The organism is Cyanobium gracile UHCC 0139 (assembly GCF_034931325.1).
GTDB classification, from domain to species: Bacteria; Cyanobacteriota; Cyanobacteriia; order PCC-6307; family Cyanobiaceae; genus Cyanobium; species Cyanobium gracile_B.
Genome location: NZ_JAYGHX010000002.1, coordinates 181,335 through 199,119, shown reverse-complemented (window position 1 = coordinate 199,119; position 17,785 = coordinate 181,335). Strand labels below are relative to the sequence as shown.

Annotated in this window: 14 protein-coding genes; 7 read left to right on the top strand and 7 right to left on the bottom strand. The window is 69.4% G+C overall.

Annotated features, from left to right (window positions below):
- The first annotated feature begins 39 nt into the window (after nt 1-39).
- The gene (locus VB738_RS04280; protein WP_323304575.1) at nt 40-438 is read left to right on the top strand and encodes a S24 family peptidase; all 399 of its coding nucleotides are present in this window, start codon (nt 40-42) and stop codon (nt 436-438) included.
- Nucleotides 423-1,703 carry a Y-family DNA polymerase gene (locus tag VB738_RS04275; protein WP_323304574.1) on the top strand — a complete coding sequence of 427 codons (1,281 nt, stop codon included), beginning with the start codon at nt 423-425 and terminating at the stop codon, nt 1,701-1,703. Before VB738_RS04280 ends, VB738_RS04275 begins: the two co-directional genes overlap by 16 nt.
- A gap of 5 nt (nt 1,704-1,708) precedes the next feature.
- Here VB738_RS04275 and VB738_RS04270 read toward each other — a convergent pair whose 3' ends face one another.
- Complete coding sequence (locus tag VB738_RS04270; RefSeq protein WP_323304573.1) at nt 1,709-2,707, bottom strand: sensor domain-containing diguanylate cyclase; 999 nt, start codon at nt 2,705-2,707, stop codon at nt 1,709-1,711.
- A 65-nt stretch (nt 2,708-2,772) separates the two neighbouring features.
- The gene (gene dnaG, locus VB738_RS04265) at nt 2,773-4,857 is read right to left on the bottom strand and encodes a DNA primase (protein ID WP_323304572.1); all 2,085 of its coding nucleotides are present in this window, start codon (nt 4,855-4,857) and stop codon (nt 2,773-2,775) included.
- A gap of 138 nt (nt 4,858-4,995) precedes the next feature.
- On the opposite strand from dnaG, the gene VB738_RS04260 reads away from it, so the two are divergent.
- On the top strand, nt 4,996-5,910 hold the full coding sequence (locus VB738_RS04260) for a DMT family transporter (RefSeq protein WP_323304571.1): 915 nt from the start codon (nt 4,996-4,998) through the stop codon (nt 5,908-5,910).
- Nucleotides 5,907-7,322, top strand: coding sequence for a cation:proton antiporter (locus tag VB738_RS04255; protein WP_323304570.1), 1,416 nt, complete (start codon nt 5,907-5,909; stop codon nt 7,320-7,322). The genes VB738_RS04260 and VB738_RS04255 overlap by 4 nt, the downstream gene beginning before the upstream one ends.
- Here VB738_RS04255 and VB738_RS04250 read toward each other — a convergent pair.
- On the bottom strand, nt 7,311-7,790 hold the full coding sequence (locus VB738_RS04250) for a hypothetical protein (RefSeq protein ID WP_323304569.1): 480 nt from the start codon (nt 7,788-7,790) through the stop codon (nt 7,311-7,313). The genes VB738_RS04255 and VB738_RS04250 overlap by 12 nt on opposite strands.
- A 22-nt stretch (nt 7,791-7,812) precedes the next feature.
- Here VB738_RS04250 and ruvA point away from each other — a divergent pair, with 22 nt between their 5' ends.
- The 3 genes from ruvA (at nt 7,813) to VB738_RS04235 (ending at nt 9,240) form a co-directional block, all read left to right on the top strand.
- Complete coding sequence (ruvA, locus tag VB738_RS04245; protein WP_323304899.1) at nt 7,813-8,463, top strand: Holliday junction branch migration protein RuvA; 651 nt, start codon at nt 7,813-7,815, stop codon at nt 8,461-8,463.
- 77 nt (nt 8,464-8,540) lie between these two features.
- Nucleotides 8,541-8,810, top strand: coding sequence for a 30S ribosomal protein S15 (rpsO, locus tag VB738_RS04240; protein ID WP_015108092.1), 270 nt, complete (start codon nt 8,541-8,543; stop codon nt 8,808-8,810).
- Between the two features lie 10 nt (nt 8,811-8,820).
- Nucleotides 8,821-9,240, top strand: a complete 420-nt coding sequence (locus VB738_RS04235) for a PAM68 family protein (protein ID WP_323304568.1) — start codon at nt 8,821-8,823, stop codon at nt 9,238-9,240.
- Here the strand turns inward: VB738_RS04235 and VB738_RS04230 are convergent.
- The 4 genes from VB738_RS04230 to VB738_RS04215 form a co-directional block, all read right to left on the bottom strand.
- On the bottom strand, nt 9,220-12,753 hold the full coding sequence (locus tag VB738_RS04230) for a DNA polymerase III subunit alpha (RefSeq protein ID WP_323304898.1): 3,534 nt from the start codon (nt 12,751-12,753) through the stop codon (nt 9,220-9,222). The genes VB738_RS04235 and VB738_RS04230 overlap by 21 nt on opposite strands.
- A gap of 65 nt (nt 12,754-12,818) precedes the next feature.
- Nucleotides 12,819-13,940, bottom strand: coding sequence for an ABC transporter permease (locus tag VB738_RS04225; RefSeq protein WP_323304567.1), 1,122 nt, complete (start codon nt 13,938-13,940; stop codon nt 12,819-12,821).
- 3 nt (nt 13,941-13,943) lie between these two features.
- Nucleotides 13,944-16,697: a ribosome-associated ATPase/putative transporter RbbA gene (rbbA, locus tag VB738_RS04220; RefSeq protein ID WP_323304566.1), complete on the bottom strand. Its 2,754-nt coding sequence runs from the start codon at nt 16,695-16,697 to the stop codon at nt 13,944-13,946.
- The gene (locus tag VB738_RS04215; protein WP_323304565.1) at nt 16,694-17,614 is read right to left on the bottom strand and encodes an HlyD family secretion protein; all 921 of its coding nucleotides are present in this window, start codon (nt 17,612-17,614) and stop codon (nt 16,694-16,696) included. Before VB738_RS04215 ends, rbbA begins: the two co-directional genes overlap by 4 nt.
- Nucleotides 17,615-17,785 lie beyond the last annotated feature (171 nt).

Below are 17,785 nucleotides of genomic sequence, written 5' to 3'. Positions count from 1 at the left end.
GTACATCTGTACTAGAGTGAGGCCTGCCGCCCGGGGGCCGTGCCCGATCCTCGCCACCCCGATCCTCTCCACCCCGACCAGCGCCCCCCCGATCCCGGCCCGGGGATCGACCTCAACACCCAGCTGAACCTCCACCCCGAGCACACTCTGCTGCTGCGCGTCTGCGGCGACTCGATGGTCGGCGCCGGCATCCGCCACGGCGACCTGCTCGTCGTGGACCGGCAGGCCAGGCCCCGCTCCGGCCGCATCGTGGTGGCCCTGCTGGAGGGGGGGTTCACCCTCAAGCGCCTGGTGCGCCGGGGGCCGCGCTGGTGGCTGGAGGCGGCCAACCCCGCCTACCCGCCCCTGGCCCTCGGCGGCAGCGACGACGACCGCCTCTGGGGCGTGGCCCTGCACGTGATCCGTTCGCTGCCGGGAGGCCGATGGCCCAGGCCGTAGTCCTGATCGACGGCAACAACTTCTACGCCTCCTGTGAGGCGGCCCTCGATCCCGCCGTGATCGGCAAGCCCCTGGTGGTGCTCTCCAACAACGACGGCTGCATCGTCTCCCGCAGCGCCGAGGCCCGCGCCATGGGCATTCCCATGGGCACCCCCTGGTTCCAGGTGCGCCACGACCTGCAACGCCGCGGCGTGGTGGTGCGCAGTTCCAACTACGGCCTCTACGCCGACATGAGCCAGCGGCTGATGGCCAGCCTCGAAGCCTGGGTGGAGGAGCTGGAGGTCTATTCCATCGACGAGGCCTTCGGTCGCCTGCACCGCCCGCCCGGCGATGGCGACCTCACCGCCTGGGGGCGGGACCTGCGCCGCCAGGTGCACCGCCAGTTGGGCCTGCCGGTGGCGGTGGGCATCGCCCCCACCAAGGTGCTGGCCAAGATCGCCAATCGCATCGCCAAACGCGACCCCTCCCATGGCGGCGTGTTCGATCTGGGCCAGGCGGGGGATCCGGGCCCCTGGCTGGAGGCCATCGCCATCGAGGACGTCTGGGGCATCGGCCGCAAGCTGTCCCGCTGGTGCCGGCTGCGGGGCATCGCCAACGCCCGGGCCCTGCGCGACAGGCCGAGCGGCGAGCTGCGGCATCGCTGCGGCGTCGTGGGGGTGCGTCTGCAGCAGGAGCTGCGCGGCCACAGCTGCCTGCCCCTGGTGGCGGTGCCGCCGGCGAAGCAGGAAACCTGCGTCAGCCGCAGCTTCAGCGAGCCGGTCACCAGCCTCGAGGGCCTGCGCCAGGCGATCGCCACGTACCTCAGCCGGGCCTGCGAGAAGCTGCGCCGCCAGGGGCAGCGGGCGGGCAGCGTCACGGTGTTCGTGCGCAGCAGCCCCTTCAACGGCACCCGCTTCTACGCCAATGCCGCCACCATCGCCCTGCCGCTGCCCAGCAACGACACCGCCGTGCTGCTCGCCGCCGCCCTGCCCCTGGCCGAGCGGCTGTTCCGGCCCCACAAGCCGCTGCAGAAGGCGGGGGTGCTGCTGCAGGATCTGCAGCCGGTGGGGCTGCTGCAGCACCACCTGCTGGTGCCGCTGCCGCCGGAGCAGCAGCGGCGGCGCGAGGCCCTGATGGCCGCCGTCGACGGCCTCAACCGCCGCTACGGCAGCGGCACCGTGCAGTGGGCCGCCTGCGGCCTGCGGCCCCGGTGGACGATGCGCCGCTCGCGCCTGTCCCGGGCCGCCACCACCCGTCTGAGCGATGTGCCGGTGGTGCGGGCCTGAGGCCCTCAGGGGCCCGCGTAGAGGCTGGCGACCTGGTCGCGGCCATTGCCCTTGGCCAGCTCGAGGGCCTTCTCGGCCCGGAGGATCAGGTCGGGGAAGGCGTGATCCTGGGCGGCCAGGGTGGTGAGGCCGCCACTGATGTGCAGGCGGAAGTCGGAGTGGGTGTGCACGCCGGGCAGGTGGGTGACGGCGGTGCGGAGGGCCTCGGCGAGGGCCATGGCCTGATCCGCGTCAATGCCCACCAGCAGCAGGGCGAACTCCCCATCCCCGACGCGGGCGGCGAAGTCCTGCTCCTGCAGGAAGGTGCGGGCCAGCTGCACCAGATCGGCCAACACCCGGTCGCCGGCGGCATGGCCCCAGCGGTTGTTGATCAGCCGCAGATTGTCGACATCGAAGAGCAGCAGCGACAGGGGATGGTGATCGCGGCGGGCACGCCCGAACTCCCGCTCGCCGATGGTCAGGAAGGTGTGGCGGGTGGGCAGGCCGGTGACCGGGCAGAGGTGGGCGAGGCGCCGCAGTTCCAGCTCCCGCATGGCCAGCTGGGCCAGGCGGTGCAGCACAGCGCGCTGCTCGGCGCTGAGGTCGCGGGGCTCCCGGTCGATGACGCAGAGGGTGCCGAGGTTGTGACCCTCCGGCGTCTGCAGCGGTGCACCGGCATAGAAACGGATGTGGGGATCGGCGAAGACCAGGGGGTTGCTGCGGAAGCGTTCGTCGGCGCGGGCATCGGGCACCACCATCACGTCGTCGTGGACGATGGCGTGGGCGCAGAGGGCCATTTCGCGGGGGGTCTCGCGCACGTCGAGGCCCCGCCTGGCCAGGAACCACTGCCGGTCGGCCTCCACCAGGGACAGGGCCACGATGGGCGTCCGGAAGATGGCGGCGGTGAGATCCAGGATTCGGTCGAAATGCTCGTCGCTGTCGGCCTCGAAGAGCCCGTAGCGCTCCAGGTCGCGGAGCCGCTGGTCCTCATCGGCGGGGACGGGAAAGGCCGGGTATGAAGCCATCGCCATCGGTCCTCACCTCCACCGAAACTGTAGGCAGAACGGATGGCGGCGAGCGGGTCCCGGCCTCAGGCGGCCGGGGCCGTGAGGGTCTCCTCGTAGCCGGCACGGCGGCCGTCATCCAGCTGATTGAGGTAGCGGCGCTCGGCGTAGTAGGCCTCCTGAAAGCGCAGGGCGTCGCCGTTGAGCGCGTCGAAAAGGTCATGGATACGGGTCTCCATGTCGAGGCCGGCACCGATGGCCGGGGGGGCAGGCGCCGATGGGGGGGCATCGCGCTCCTCCTCCAGCAGCCGGGCGATGCACTGCTCAAGGGTCTGGAGGCGCTGGCTCGACCAGGCATCGAGCAGGTGGCGGCAGCGGCGCAACACCCGCTGGCGCTCCAGCGACGCCGTGGCCCCCCGCAGCTGCAGCGGCGGGTGGGCCAGGGCCAGCCGCTGCACCTCGCTGGGCTCCAGCAGGGGGGTGAGGCGGCTGAGCAGGGCGCTCTGCTCCACCAGCAGCCGGTCGCCCAGCAAGCGGGGCAGATCGAGGTCGGCCAGATCCAGGCCGGGGTCAGTGCCCCGGTTGATGGCCTCGAGCCGGCCGGCCCCCAGGTTGTCCTCCTCCAGCTCGCCGATCGCAGCCCAGAGCTGGCGGTGGTGCTGGAGGGCGAAGTCGTCAAGCTCCCGGCGGCGCAGCTCGGCGCGGATGACGCCGCGCCAGGCGGGGCAGTGCAGATAGAGGCGCAGGATCTCCGCCTCGGCCCGCTCCCGGTGGCCCACCTCCCCGGGATGCTCCCATTTGGCCGAGCGGCCGTGCCAGCGCTGGCCCTTGACCTGCTGGCGCAGGTCCTCCTCCAGCTGGATGGCCAGCCGGGCCTGGCCGCCCGAGAGGCGCTCGGCCACCTGCTGCAGGTAGTGGCTGCGCACGGCCGACTGGGGCAGCTTGCCCAGCAGTTGCACCAGTCCGGAGACGGCCTGCTGGAACTGGTCGGCCCGGGCCAGATCCTTTCCTTCGAGCACCTGCTCGATCTGCCAGTCGAGCCAGAGCGGCGCCTGATCCAGCAGGGAGCGGTACTCGCCAGCGCCGTGCTGCTGCAGGAACTCATCGGGGTCCTTGCCGGCGGGCAGGTGCAGCACCCGCAGCTCCAGCTGGCCCTGCAGCGCCAGCTGCTCCACCTCGCCGATGGCCCGCTGGGCGGCGCGGATGCCCGCCCCGTCACTGTCGAAGTTGAGGATCAGGCGCCGGCTGTCGCAGCAGCGGCACAGCTGGGTGATCTGGCTGGAGCTGAGGGCCGTGCCGAGGGCCGCCACCGCATTGGTGATGCCGGCGGCGTGCAGGGCGATCACATCGAAGTAGCCCTCCACCACCACGGCCCGGTCGTCGCGGCGGATGGCATCGGCGGCCCGATCCAGCCCGAACAGGTGCTTGCCCTTCTCGAACACCTCCGTTTCCGGGGAGTTGAGGTACTTCGGCTCGGCCCCGTCCAGCCCCCGGCCGCCGAAGCCGATCACCCGGCCCTGGCGGTCGCGGATCGGCACCATCACCCGGTCGCGGAAGCGGTCGTAGAAGCCGCCGCCCCCCTTGCGGGCCACCACCAGGCCGGCCGCCTCCAGCAGGTCGGGGCCCAGGCCCTCCACCTGCTGGAGGTGCTGCAGCAGCCCATCCCAGCCGGCCGGGGCATAGCCCAGCTGGAAGGCTTCGAGGGTGGTCTCGCTGAGGCCACGCTTCTGGCGCAGGTAGGCGAGGGCCGCCGCCCCCTCCGGCGCGCGCAGCTGGCCCTGGAACCAGCCCGCTGCCAGGGCCAGCACCCGGTGCAGCCGGTCGCGGCGGGAGAGCTGTTGGCGCAACCGCTCCTGCTGGGGGCCATCCAGCGTTTCGACCGGCAGCTGGTATTTGCGCGCCAGATCCAGCACCACCTCGCTGAAGCTGGTGCGCTGCAGCTCCATCAGGAACTTGATGGCGTTGCCGCCGGCCCCGCAGGAGAAGCAGTAATAGAACTGCTTGGCCGGCGACACCGTCATCGACGGCGACTTGTCGTCGTGGAATGGGCAGATCCCGACGAATTCCCGGCCCTTCTTCTTGAGCACCACGTGCTCCCCCACCACATCGACGATGTCGGCCCGTTCCTTGACGGCCTCGATCGTGCGGGGGTGGAGACGGGGAAGGCTCAAGGGTGGAGGCTCAAGAGGACAGGCTCAAGAGAGCAGGTTCGAGGGGGCAGGACTGGAGAAACGGTGGCCTCGACCCCCAGCGGTGGTGGTCGGAGTGGGGCCATTCTGGGGCCTGCCACCACCGATGGAGATCGCCGGGTGAACCGAATCAACCCCGTCGCCGGTGGTGGTGCCCTCCCGGCCGGGGCCTGGATGGTGCTGAGCGCCCTCGCCTTCAGCCTGATGGTGGTCGGGGTCAAGCAGGTGGGCGAACGCCTCCCCCTGGCCGAAGTGGTGCTGGCCCGGGCCCTGGTGAGCCTGGCCCTGAGCTACGCGATGGTTCGCCGGATCGGCGTGGATCCCTGGGGGCAGCGTCGGGGGCTGCTGGTGCTGCGGGGTCTGGTGGGCAGTGCCGCCCTGTTCTGCGTCTATGCGGCCGTGGTGCACCTGCCCCTGGCCGCCGCCACGGTGCTCCAGTACCTCTACCCCACCTTCACGGCGCTGCTGGCCTGGCTGCTGCTCGGCGAACGGCTGGGGCGGCGCGTGCTGGCGGCCATGGGGCTGGGCTGGCTGGGGGTGCTGCTGGTGGCCCGGCCCATGGCCAGCGCCCCCCTGCCGGCGCTCTGGGTGCTGGTGGCGGTGGCCGGTGCCCTGCTCACGGCCGTGGCGTACGTGAGCGTGCGGCGCCTGGCGGAGAGCGAGCATCCGGCCGTGATCATCCTCTACTTTCCGCTCGTCGCGGTGCCCCTCAGCCTGCCGGCGGTGCTGCTGGATCCGGTGCTGCCCACGCCGAGCGAACTGCTCTGGCTGGTGGCGGTGGGGGTGTTCACCCAGCTGGGCCAGGTGGGGCTCACCCGGGCCCTCACCCAGCTGCCGGCGGCCCGGGCGACAGCGATCAGCTACGTGCAGGTGGGATTCGCCGCCCTCTGGGGCTGGTGGATCTTCGGGGAACCCATTGATGTCCCCACCGCGGTCGGGGCGGGCCTGATCCTGGTGGCCACATTGATCTCCCTGGGGAAGCCTCCGGGAAAGGCCGGATCGATGCCATCGGCGCGGAAGCCGCCCGTACGATGACCCCGCCGGATTGGGTTCCTCTGCTGTCCCCGCCATTCCCCGTTGGGCTCCATTCCTGGCTGGCCACGGTGGTGGCGGGCTTCAGTCAGGGAGCGGAGACGACGTTGATCAGGCCGCCGATCGCGCCCGGCATCGTCCCCCTGCCGCTGATGATGCTGACCATCGGCGGCATCTTTCTCGGCACGCTGGCCATCAGTCGCTTTTCGCTGAAGATCGGTGTTCCGGCGATCCTCGGCGTTCTGCTGTTCGGCCTGCTGATCAACCCCTCCGTCACCCTGTTCAGCCATGACACGATTCTGCGACTGCAGGTTCTGAGTCTGTCGATCCTGCTGTTCAACGCCGGACTGGAAACCGATATCCGCTCGATTCGCGGCTTCCTCGAATACGGCATCATCCTGGCGGTGGGAGGCGTGATCCTCTCCAGCCTGATGCTGGGACTCAGCATCTGGTTTGTGGCCTCCCCTGATGCGGGCGGCATCGAACTCGGTTTCCGGCAGATGCCGGTCGCCGTGGCGATGCTGATCGCCGCCTGTCTGGGGTCGACCGACGCCGGGGCCACGATGAATGTGCTGCAACTGGTGGAGCGGGCGATCCCACGGCGACTTGCGGCCCTGGTTCAGTTCGAATCCTCCGTCAACGATCCCACCGGCATCCTGTTTCTGGGACTGGTGATCGGCCTGACGACCCTGGATGGGTCCGGCGGCGGTCAGCAGGTGTTGATGGAACAGCTGCAGACCTTCCTGCAGAAGATCGGCTCCGGCCTGTTGATCGGGGTCTGCGTGAGCTACCTGGGACGCTTCAGCCTCAACCGGCTGGTGCGGGAAAGCAGCCAGTTGCTGATCCTGGGCATCGCCATCGGCCTGATCTCCTACGGCGTGGCCGAGCTGATGGGCGGGTCGGGCTTCATCAGTGCCTACGTGGCGGGCCTGATGCTGCGCAACCATACCTACAGCAACGAAAGGATCACACCGGAGGCCCTGCAGCAGACCCTGCTGCCGTTCAACAACATGACCGAAATCACCGTCTTTTTGATCTTCGGTCTGAGCGTCCATCCGCTGGAACTTCTGCCGGCGCTGCCGGAAGGCATCGTCGTCGCCCTCGCCATGATGCTGGTGGCAAGGCCGGTGAGCGTGCTGCTGCTGCAACGCTTCTCTCCCTTCCCCTGGCGCGATTCGCTCCTGGTGTCCTGGTGCGGTCTGCGGGGGGCCGTCCCCCTCGCCCTGAGCTTCGAGATGGTCGACGCCATCCCGAAGGTGCGCGGCATCGACCCGGCCACGGTGCCGTCACTGGTGCAGAACGCCGGCGGCATCGTCTTCTGCGTCGTGGTGATCAACCTGCTGGTGCAGGGCCTCACCCTGCCGCGGGTGGCTCGCTGGCTGCGCCTCCCCGAAGAAGCCCCCTCAGCCCCGTGAGCGACGAGGCAGGGGCAGGGGGTCGGTGATCCAGTTCTGACTGCTGCCATCGCTGCTGCCGCTGGGGCGGGCCAGCCTCCAGCTCTCCCCCCTGGGACCCGGCTGCAGGTAGAGATCGAAAGGGCTGTCGACCCGGATGGCATCCCCCGGCAGCCGCCAGTCGAAGCGACCCATGAGATGCAGGCCGCGGTCGTCCCCGATCGCGATCGGCTCCTGCCCATCAACCCGCACCCGGCTCACCTCGGGCAGGCCATCCGCCTGGAGATCGAGGGCCCGGGCGATGGCCCCCTGGGTGAGCTGGATCTGCAGGGAAAGGGCGTCGAGCAGCACGCTTCTGGGCGGCTGGCCGACCCTGCCGCAGCCCCCCAGCAGCAGCAGCAGGGTCAATAGCCCTGACAGCAGCAGCGCCGGCACCGGGGCCGGCAGCGACGGGGCGCGACCCGGGGGGCTTGGCAGGAGGGGCAGCATGGGGGCTGACGCACGTCTCACCATGATCGGCTGGCTGCAGGGGCGACTGGCCGAACCGTGGCAGCAGGCTCACCGTTGCGGGGCGTTGCTGATCTGCCAGGGGGTGGGCTACGAGGTGCAGCTCACCCTGCGGCAGTGGCGCCGCCTGCCGGAGGAGGGCAGTGAACTGGGCCTGCACATCCACCACAGCATCCGCGACGACGGCTGGACCCTCTACGGCTTCCCCGATCGCCGCGAGCGGGACCTCTTCCGCGAGCTGGTGGCCGTGAGCGGCGTGGGCCCCCAGATGGGCCTGGGCCTGCTGGGGGCGCTGGAGGTGCCGGAACTCGTGCGCGCCATCGTCCACGCCGACCTGCGCAGCCTCTGCCTGGCTCCGGGGGTGGGCAAGCGCACGGCCGAACGGCTGGCGGTGGAGCTGCGAGCGCGCCTTCAGGAGCGCTTCAACGGCCTGGTGGATTCCCTCGAGGACGACGGGGAGCCCGGTGGGGCCCTCGATGGCGCCCCGTCGGCCCCCTGCCGTGAGGAGGTGCAGTTCACCCTGGTGGCCCTCGGCTATGAGCCCCTGGAAATCCACCGGGCCCTGCGGGCCGTCGCCGCGGGCCTCGATGCCTCCGCCGGCGCCGACGACTGGATCCGCGAAAGTCTGCGCTGGCTCTCCCGCGCCGTGGCCTGAATCAGGCGGCTCCGGGGTAGGGCCAACGGGCCGCACGTTAAGGTGTTGGTTTGCACCGTTCGGGCCCCGATCCGCCCATGCCGCTCACCACCACCCAGAAACAGGAACTGATCAATTCCCATCAGGCCCACGGCACTGACACCGGCTCGGTGGAAGTGCAGGTCGCGATGTTGAGCGAGCGGATCCAGCAACTCAGTGGCCACCTGCAGAAGAACATCCACGACTTCTCCTCCCGCCAGGGGCTGCTCAAGATGATCGGCCGCCGCAAGCGCCTGCTCGGCTACCTCCGCGCCCAGAGCGAGACCCGCTACGCCGAACTGATCAAGAAGCTCGGCATCCGCGGCTGAGGCAGGTCCCATGGCCCGTCGGCCGAAGCCGAAATCCTTCGCGGCGCCCGCTGCCAGTGGGCCGCCGGCCAAGACACCACGGCAGCAGGTGATTCCCGAGGCGGTGGCCAACCGCATGGTGCGACGCATCGCCATCGCCACCGGCACCCCCACGGCACTGGGCATGGGGGTGTTTGTGGCCAGCTATCTGCTGGTCAGCCGCGGCGTGCTCGACATCCCTCCCGGCCTCACCCTGGTGGGGTCCGGGGCCTTCTTCCTGCTCGGCCTGCTGGGCCTCAGTTACGGGGTGCTCTCCGCCAGCTGGGAGGACGCCCCGGGCAGCCTGCTGGGGCTCGAGCAGATCGGCGTCAACATCGGCCGGGTGCGGGCCTCGGTGCGGGCGATGCGCCAGGGCGCCTCGGGCTCCGGCTCAGGCAGCCCCCAGGGGTGAGCGCAGCCAGGCCCTGAAGTCGGCCGAGGCGAGCGTCTGCACGGCCGCCGGCGCATCGGCGACGCAGAACTGGCCCCCCAGGCGCACGAAGCGCGTTTCATCCTGGTGCTTCACCAGCGCCACCACCGGCACCTTCACCCCCGCCTCCTCCTGGCCGGGGCGGTGGCGGGTGAGGCATTCGCGCAGGCGGTGCTGGACGGCGATGTCGCCGGCCTGCTCGGGGGCCAGCTCCACCATCACCAGCTGCAGGTCCTCGATGCTGCGGCAGTCGTCCACGAGCAGCTGCACCCGATCGTCGCGGCGGTCGACGCCGGCCCAGAGCAGCAGGCGGGCATCCACCATCAGGTGGTCGGCAAGACGGGCGTAGCTCTTGGGGAAGACCACCGCCTCGCAGGAGCCGGTGAGGTCCTCCAGCTGCAGCACGGCCATGCGATCGCCCTTGCGGGTGGTCACCTGGCGGATTTCGCTCACCATCACCACCACGCTCACTTTGGCCTTGTCGGCCATCTCCTCGAGATTGGCCAGGCCGATCGGCGTCAGCAGTCGCACCTGGGAGGCCAGCTGGCGCAGGGGGTGGTCGGAGATGTAGAAGCCCAGCAGCTCCTTCTCCAGCTTCAGTTTCTCGGTGGGGGGGTAGTCGGGCACCGGAGCGGCCCTGGGCGGCGCGGGGGCCTCCACGGCCGCGGCGCCCTCCGATGCCCCCGCGGCACCACCGCCGCCGAAGAGATCGAACAGGTTGCCCTGGCCGCTGGCCCGGTCACGAGCGCGGGAGCTGGCCCAGTCGAGCACCAGATCAAGGTCGGCCATCAGCTGGGCGCGGTTGGCCTTAGGCTCCAGGCCATCGAGGGCACCGCCGTGGATCAGGGACTCGATCGCCCGGCGGTTGAGCTGCTGGCCGGGAATCCGGTCGCAGAGATCGGCGAGGTGGAGGAAGGGGCCGCCGCTGGCGCGGGCCTCGATCAGCTGGCGGATGGCGCCATCACCGAGGTTGCGGATGGCGGAGAGGCCGAAGAGGATCTTCTTGCCCACGGGGGTGAAATCGATCCCGGAGGCATTGACGTCCGGCGGCATCACCTCGATGCCCATGGCCTGGCAGTTGGCGATGTAGCGCTGCACCTTGTCGGTGGTGCCGGCATTCACCGTGAGCAGGGCCGCCATGTAGGCCACCGGATGGTGCGCCTTGAGGAAGGCGGTCTGGTAGGTGACGGCGCCGTAGGCGGTGGAGTGGCTCTTGTTGAAGCAGTACTCGGCGAACAGCACCATCTGATCGAACAGCGCCTCGCCAATGGCGGCATCCACGCCCCGTTCGGTGGCGCCGCTGACGAACTGGTGGCGGTGCTTCTGCATCTCCGACACCTTCTTCTTGCCCATGGCCCGCCGCAGCAGATCGGCTTCGCCAAGGGAATAGCCCGCCAGATCCTGGGCGATCCGCATGATCTGCTCCTGGTAGACCATGATCCCGTAGGTCTCCTTGAGGATCGGCTCCAGCTTGGCGTGGGCCACATCGATGGCTTCGCGGCCATGCTTGCGGTTGATGAACTTGGGGATCAGGCCCGCATCAAGGGGCCCCGGCCGGTACAGGGCCAGGATCGAGGAGATGTCCTCCAGGGAGGAGGGCTTGAGGTCGCGGACGATCTGGCGCATGCCGCTGGATTCGAGCTGGAAGATGCCCTCCAGATCCCCCCGGGCCAGCAGGGCGTAGGTGCCCGGATCGTTGGCCGGCAGGGCATCGGGATCGAGCCGTTCCCCCTCGGCCTGGGCCACCAGTTCAATCGTCTTCTCGATCATGGTGAGGTTCTTCAGGCCCAGGAAGTCCATCTTCAGCAGGCCCATCGCCTCGACGTCCTCCATGAAGTACTGGGTGATCACCTGGCCGTCGTTGTTGCGCTGCAGGGGCACCAGTTCGTCGAGGGGTTCGGCGGCGATCACCACCCCGGCGGCATGGACGCCGAAGGTCTTGTTGGTGCCTTCGATGCGGCGGGCCAGGTCGACCCAGTGGCGCACCTTGGGGTCGTTCTCGTACTTCTCGCGGAATTCCGGCACCGGTGACTCGGGCCCGATCATCTCGGCGAGCTTGGCCGGTTTGCCCCGCGCCACGGGAATCAGCTTGGCCAGCCGGTCGGCCTCGCCGTAGGGGATGTCGAGCACCCGGGCCACATCCTTGAGCACCGCCTTGGAGGTCATGCGGTTGAAGGTGATGATCTGGGCCACCTTGTCCTCGCCGTAGCGGCGGGTGACGTAATCGATCACCTCGCCGCGGCGCTCGATGCAGAAATCGGTGTCGATGTCCGGCATCGATTTGCGTTCCGGGTTGAGGAAGCGCTCGAACAGCAGGCCGTGCTCCACCGGATCGATGTTGGTGATGCCGAGGGAATAGGCCACCAGGGAACCGGCGGCCGACCCGCGGCCCGGTCCCACCGGGATTCCCTGCTCCCGGGCGAAGCGGATGTAGTCCCAGACGACCAGGAAGTAGGTGGGAAAGCCCATCTGCTCCATCACCTGGAGCTCGAAGGCCAGCCGCTCGCCGTAGCCCGCCTCGATCGGATCGGCGCCTGTGAGCTTCAGGCGGGCCCGCAGGCCCTGATGGGCCACTTCGCTGAGGTAGCTCACCGGGGTGTGGCCCTCGGGAATCGGGAAGCGGGGCATCTGGTAGCGCCCCAGGATGTCGTAGTCCTCCACCTTCTCGGCCACCCGGGCGGTGTTGGCGATGGCTTCGGCGATCACCTCCGGCTCGAGGTGGTCGGCGAAGAGCCGGGCCATCTCCGCCTCGATCTTGATGTATTCGGTGCCCGTGTAGCGCAGGCGCTTCTCGTCGCTGATCAGCTTGCCGGTGAGCACGCACAGCAGGGCGTCGTGGGCCTCGACGTCGTTGCTGGAGAGGTAATGGGCGTCGTTGGTGGCGATCAGGGGAATGCCCAGCTCGGCGCTGATCCGGGCCATCTCGACGTTGACGATGCGGTCCTCGAGGCCGCCGTGGTCCTGGATCTCCAGGTAGAAGTCGTCGCCGAACACCTCCCGGTACCAGCTCGCCACCTCGCGGGCCACCTCCGGGCGGCCGCGCAGGATCGCCTGGGGGATCTCGCCGCCCAGGCAGGCGGTGGCCACCATCAGCCCTTCGCTGTACTGCCGCAGCAGGGCTTTGTCGATGCAGGCCCGGGCGAAGATCCCGCGGCCGCGCATGCCGCGCAGGTGGCTGATGCTCGTGAGCTTGACCAGGTTGCGATAACCGACCGCATTCTTGGCCAGCACCACCAGGTGGTAGCGGCGCTCCTTCTTCGGCTGGGGATCCTCGATCGAGCCGTTGATGACGTACATCTCGTTGCCGATGATCGGCTTGATGCCCGCCTTGGTGCAGAGCTTGAGCAGCTCGATGGCGCCGTACATCACCCCGTGGTCGGTGAGGGCCAGGGCCGGCATGCCGAGCTCCACCGCTCTCTGCACCATCGCCGGCAGCTGGGAGGCGCCATCCAGCAGGCTGTAGTCGCTGTGGTTATGGAGCGGAACGAAGGCCACGGCGTCGGAGGGCTGCGCCACCACAGGATGGGGCCAGCCTACCGGGCACCACCAGATCTGGTGGTTCAGGCCATCGCCGTGATGGCGCTGCGGAAGCGGGCGTGGGCCACCCCGAAGAACACCATGGCGATCAGCGCCAGGGCCAGGAACTGGGGCCAGACCACCGCGAATCCGGCGCCACGGAAGAGAATGCCCTGGGCGAGCATCACGAAATGGGTGTTGGGTGCCGCCAGCATCACGGTGCGGACCAGCTCGGGCATGCTTTCACGCGGGGTGACACCGCCGGAGAGCATCTGCAGCGGCAGCAGCACCATCATCAGCAACAGACCGAACTGGGCCATCGACCGGGCGAAGGTACCCAGGAAGATGCCCAGCGAGGTGGCGGCGAAGAGGTAGAGCGCCGTGCCGGCCGCGAACAGGGACAGGGACCCCGCCAGCGGCACCGCCAGAGCCACCTGAACCACGAACACCAGGGAGAGCATCCCGGCCCCCAGCACCACCAGCCCCATCGACCACACCTTGCTGGCCATGATCTCGAACGGCGTCACCGGCATCACCAGCAGATGCTCGATCGTGCCCCGTTCGCGCTCCCGGATCAGGGCGGCACCGGTGAGCACGATCGAGAGCAGGGTGACGTTGTCGATCACCTTGTTCACCGCTCCGAACCAGGTCTTGGTGAGCGCGGGGTTGAAGCGCATCCGCACCACCAGCTCCACCGGCGGCAAAGGACTGGGTTGGTCGTGCTGCACGAAGGTCTGCACCTCCGCGACGGTGATCGCCTGCACGTAGCCACTGCCGGTGAGGGCCTGGCTGACGCGGGTCGCGTCCACGTTGAGCTGGACGGCCGGTGAGCGGCCTGCCAGCACATCGCGCTGTAAGCCGGAGGGGATCACCAGCGCGAAGGTGTCGAGCCCCGCATCCATGCGCCCATCCATCCGTGACTGGGCGATCAGCTTCGGCGCCTGAAAGTAGGGGGGCACGAAGGCGGCGATGATGCGCCGCGACAGGGGTGAGCGGTCTTCGTCGACGATCGCGATCGGGGCCGTGTGCAGCGATTCGGGCAGCACCGTGGCCCCCGTGTAGACCGACACCGAGAACACGAAAATGATCAGCAGCAGCATGATCGGATCGCGGCCCAGGCTCCACAGTTCCTTGACGCCCAGATGCAGCACATGGGTGGCACGCATGGCTCAGGTCTCCTGTTTCCTGAGGAACAGGACCGACAGGCCCAGCAGCACAGGCACCGCCAGCAGCAGGGCAGCGAAGGGGCCGAGCAGATCAGCAAAACCCAGCGCCTTGGAGAAGGTGCCGGTGGAGATGGTGAGGTCATGGGCGGTGGGGTAGATCGCCCCGATCACCGCGCCGGGGCCTTGCAGGGACGACACCGGATCGAGCAGGCCGCAGAAGGAGGTGGCCGGCAGGATCGTCAGCACGGCGGTGCCGAACAGGGCGGCGATCTGGGTGCGGACCAGGGTGGAGATCAGCAGCCCCAGGCCGGTGGCACACATCACGTAGAGCAGGGCTCCGGTGGCCTGGGCCAGGACACTGCCGGTGAGGGGCACCCTGAACAGGGCCACCGCCAGCAGGGTGAGCAGCCCGTAGTTCACCATCGCCAGAGCCACGTAGGGCAGTTGCTTGCCCAGCAGGAACTCCAGCCGGGTGACGGGGGTGGCATAGAAGTTGACGATTGTGCCCAGCTCCTTCTCGCGCACCACCGAGAGCGCCGCCAGGATCGCCGGGATCAGCAGCAGCAGGATCGGGATCATCGCCGGCACCATCGCCACCAGGCTGCTGATGTCGGGGTTGTAGCGGTAGCGGGTCTCGATGCTGGCCGGCGATACCGGTCCGGCTCCGCCCTGATCAAGCCCGGCCTGGACTGCCAGCCATTGGGCATGCAGTCCCTGCACATAGGCCCGTACCGTCTCGGCCCGCATCGGCATCGAACCGTCGATCCAGGCGCCGATCGCCGTCGGATCACCGCGATCACGATCACGGCCCAGGCCCGGTGGCAGTTCTATCGCCACGCTCAGCTCGCCGGAGCGCATGCGCCGATCCAGGGCGTCGTAGCCGTCCAGCGGCGGATGTTCGATGAAGTAGCGCGAACCGGCCAGGTTGAGAACGTAGTCCCGGCTCGTGGTGGTGCCGTCACGGTCGAGCACCGCGTAGGGCAAGTTCTCCACATCCATGCTCATGCCGAAGGCCATCACCACCATCAGGAACAGGCTTCCCAGCACCGCGGTGGTGATGCGGATCGGGTCACGGCCCAGCTCCAGCGCCTCGCGCCGGGTGTAGCTTCCCAGCCGCTGCAGGCTGAAGCCCAGGCGCTCCGGCTGGGGAGACGGGGAAGCGTCCGCAGCGACGGGGGCAGCGATCGGGGCCGACAGGATGGCGCCCGACCGGGGGGCGATGGCGCCGGCGGCGCTCGCTTCTTCGAGATAGCCAATGAAGGCCGCCTCCAGGCTGTCCTGATGGCGCCGAGCCATCAGGCCGGCGGGCGTGTCGCTGACCAGCACACGGCCGGCATGCATCAGGGAAAGGCGATCACAGCGCTGGGCCTCATTGATGAAGTGGGTGGAGAGAAAGATCGTGACCCGATCGGTGCGCGACAGATCGATCAGCTGTTGCCAGAAGCTGTCACGCGCGATCGGATCCACCCCCGAAGTGGGCTCATCCAGGATCAGTAGCTCGGGACGGTGCACCAGCGCCACCGCCAGCGACAGCCGCTGCCGCACGCCCAGGGGCAGGGCATCGGGCAGGGCGTTGCCGAGATCCTCAAGACCGAACTGCCCCATCAGGCTGGCGGCGCGGTCGGCGATCTCCGCCTCCGGCACCTGGAACAGCCGGGCGTGCAGCACCAGGTTCTGGCGCACCGTCAGCTCGGCATACAGCGAGAACGCCTGCGACATGTAGCCCACCCGGCGCCGGGTGGCGAGGTCGGCCGCGTCAAGGGGCCGCTGGAAGAGGAGCACCTGGCCGGAGGTGGCCGGCAGCAGGCCCGCCAACACCTTCATGGTGGTCGTCTTGCCGCAGCCGTTGGAGCCGAGGAAACCGAAGATCTCGCCCCGTTCAATGCGCAGGCTGACCCGATCCACCGCCAGGAACGAACCGAACCGTTTGCAGAGGTCGGTGGCTTCGATCGCCACCTGGCCATCCCCAGGCGGACGCGGTGGGACCACGACCGGGTGGTGCTCCAGTCGCCGGGCCTCCGGCAGCAAGGCGATGAAGGCGGCCTCCGGTGTGTCGGCACCGGTGCGCTGCAGCAGCTCCGCCGGAGTGCCGCTGCTGAGCACGCGACCGCCGTCTATCGCCACAAGCCGGTCGAAGCTGGCGGCCTCGTCCATCGAGGCGGTGGCCGCCAGCACACTCATGCGGGGGTGGTCGGCGCGGATGCTGGCGATCAGGTCCCAGAACTGCCGGCGCGAGAGGGGATCAACGCCGGTGGTGGGTTCATCGAGGATCAGCAGATCGGGATCGTGAATCAGGGCGCAGCAGAGACCAAGCTTCTGCTTCATCCCACCGGAGAGCTGGCGGGCGGGCCGATGGCGGAAGGCCCCGAGGCCGGTGCGCTCCAGCAGGCCCCCGATGCGGCGGCGACGTTCGTCGCGGTCCTGGCCGAACAGGCGGGCAAAGAAATCGACGTTCTCCAGCACCGTGAGGGTGGGGGAGAGGTTGTTGCCCAGGCCCTGGGGCATGTAGGCGATGCGGGGGCACACCTGGCGGCGGTGGCGGGGGCTGGCCATGTCGCCACCAAGCACCCGCAGCCGTCCCTGCTGCAGCGCCCGGGTGCCGGCCACCAGGGCCAGCAGGCTGGATTTGCCCACCCCGTCGGGGCCCACCAGGCCGGTGATGCCGCCGCCGTCCACCTCCAGGCTGACGCCGGCCAGGGCCCAGGTGGAGCCGAAGCGCAGACGCACGTCGGAGAGCTGGACAACCGGGGGGGTCACTCCGGCACCGTCACAGACAGGGCCGCTGGCCAGGGGGCCTGGGGATCCAGCCGCACATAGGCCATGCCCGGCAGGCCGGTCTTGACGCTGCGGATGTGGCGTTTGAGCAGGGCGGGATCGATGCGGGCCTTGATCCGGAACATCAGCTTCTGGCGCTCCACCGCCGTTTCGACGGTCTTAGGGGTGAACTGGGCCACATCCGCCACGAAGGTGACCCGCGCCGGGATCACCAGCCGGGGGGCAGCGTCCAGCACCAGGTGCACGTCGGCCCCGAGCCGCACCCGGCCGGCCTGGTCGGTGGGCAGGAAGAAGGTCATCGAAACGTCGGAAAGGTCGACCAGGTTGAGCACCTTGCCGCCGGCCGGCAGCACCTCACCGGGCTGGGCGACGCGGTACTGCACCCGCCCATCCCTGGGGGCTTTGAGCTGGCTGTCGGCGATGTTCGATCGGATCCCCTCGATCCGGGCCCGGGCAGCCGCCACCGACGACTGCGCCTCGATCACCTGGGAGCCGGCCGTGGTGATGGCGGCGCGGCTGGCGGTCGCCGTCGCCCGGGCCGAGGCCACGACCGCATCAGCGCCGAAGAAGGCGGCGCGGGCATCATCGAGATCCTCCGCCGAAACGGCCCCTTTCACAAACAGCTGCTCCTGGCGGCGGCGGTGCTGAAGGGCGTCCTTGCGTTGGGCGCTGCGCTGCACCACCACGGCTTCGGCAGCCGTGTGTTCACTGCGCCGCTGCGCCACGGTGCTCTCGGCCGTTTCAACGGCGTTGGTGGCCTTGCGCAGATCCGCCTGGGCCTCGCGCAACTGGGCGTTGAGCACATCGGTGTCCATGCGGGCCAGCACCTGGCCGCGCACCACGAAGTCCCCCTCGTCACCGAGCACCTGCGTGAGCCGACCCGCCAACTTGGCGGTCACATCGATTTCAACGGCTTCGATTCGGCCGTTGCTGCTGGCAAACCCGGCCGCCAGTGGCTTTGGCCGCCATGCCTGCCAGAGGGTGATCCCGCCCGCTCCGGCCAGGGCGATGCCGAGGATCACGGGCAGCCAGCGTCGCCGGTTGCTGCTGGGAGCCGGGTCGCCGATGGG

Coding starts and splice junctions, on each gene's coding strand:
- VB738_RS04255 (WP_323304570.1), top strand. CDS start 5,907: ATGACCCCGCCGGATTGGGTTCCTCTGCTGTCCCCGCCATTCCCCGTT.
- ruvA (WP_323304899.1), top strand. CDS start 7,813: ATGATCGGCTGGCTGCAGGGGCGACTGGCCGAACCGTGGCAGCAGGCT.
- VB738_RS04250 (WP_323304569.1), bottom strand. CDS start 7,790: ATGCTGCCCCTCCTGCCAAGCCCCCCGGGTCGCGCCCCGTCGCTGCCG.
- VB738_RS04275 (WP_323304574.1), top strand. CDS start 423: ATGGCCCAGGCCGTAGTCCTGATCGACGGCAACAACTTCTACGCCTCC.
- VB738_RS04235 (WP_323304568.1), top strand. CDS start 8,821: ATGGCCCGTCGGCCGAAGCCGAAATCCTTCGCGGCGCCCGCTGCCAGT.
- VB738_RS04270 (WP_323304573.1), bottom strand. CDS start 2,707: ATGGCTTCATACCCGGCCTTTCCCGTCCCCGCCGATGAGGACCAGCGG.
- rpsO (WP_015108092.1), top strand. CDS start 8,541: ATGCCGCTCACCACCACCCAGAAACAGGAACTGATCAATTCCCATCAG.
- VB738_RS04225 (WP_323304567.1), bottom strand. CDS start 13,940: ATGCGTGCCACCCATGTGCTGCATCTGGGCGTCAAGGAACTGTGGAGC.